Source organism: Zoogloea sp., from assembly GCF_023150065.1.
In the GTDB taxonomy this organism is placed as follows: Bacteria; Pseudomonadota; Gammaproteobacteria; order Burkholderiales; family Rhodocyclaceae; genus Zoogloea.
Window position 1 is genome coordinate 1 of the sequence record NZ_JAKLLN010000085.1, and the last position, 884, is coordinate 884.

The following is an 884-nucleotide window of genomic DNA, read 5'->3' on the forward strand; positions in this document are numbered from 1 at the left end:
ACCGAGGCGCCAGCCACTTCACCGGCAGCCACGGAGACACCGAGGACGCTGTCGAGGCTGACATCGGTGCTCAGCAGGTCGGCCATGGACGGCAGGGAACCGCCGGCCTGGGCCACTTCGGTGGCATCGACGTTGAAATACACGTCGGTCATGTCCACCGACTTGCCGTCGGCCAGGGTTGCAGCGCTGCGTTCGAGGTGCAGGTTGCCCTGCTCGTCGACCGCGGGCAGTGCGAAGTACGACACCTTGAGGCTGGCCACACCGGCCTCGGTCAGGCTCATCAGCTCGCCGGCGTCGGTCTGCTGATTGCCATTGGCGTCGCGCCAGACCGTCAGATCGGCGAAGTGGGCATCGCGGGCATCGACCACGCCGTCGCCGTTGCTGTCGAAGGATGGCCGAACCGTTGCCGATCAGGTCAAACGTGCCGTTGGTGTTTTCGCGGGCCACGGTCTGGATGCCGTTGCCGTCCAGGTCGATCACGATCGGGCAGATGCCGCCGTCACGGGAGCTGTCGTACTGGCCGGAGACCAGGGTGAACTTGTCGGTGTTGCCCTGGTTGTAGTACGTCGAGGACACACGGGCGACATCGCTGTCGGTCGTGTCGTAGGCATTGCTGCCGACGTCCTTCGTGGTCCATTGGTAGCCAGAGGAGGACACGTTCTGGGTCTTGGCGTTGCCGAACCAGTCGTAGTACCCGGTGTAGTAGTAGGCGTTGGTCTTGTCGAACGACAGGCTGTACTGGCCCGGATCCAGGTTGGTGAACTTGTAGTTACCAGCCGAATCCGTGCAGGTGGTGGCGATCACCGCGCCGGCGCTGTTGAGCAGCTTGACGGTGACGTTGGCCACGCCGCATTCACCGCTGTCCTGCTTGCCGTCGTTGTCGC

The 884-nt window shown here is 63.9% G+C and carries 1 protein-coding gene and 1 pseudogene; both read right to left on the bottom strand.

All coding sequences use genetic code 11. The annotated features are described in order from the left end of the window. Nucleotides 1-368, bottom strand: a 368-nt coding sequence (locus L6Q67_RS23540) for a hypothetical protein (RefSeq protein WP_296575952.1), incomplete at its 3' end; no start/stop codon positions are given. 388 nt (nt 369-756) lie between these two features. Next, nucleotides 757-846, bottom strand: a pseudogene (locus L6Q67_RS24590) (hypothetical protein); the annotation flags it as partial. Between the last annotated feature and the right edge of the window lie 38 nt (nt 847-884).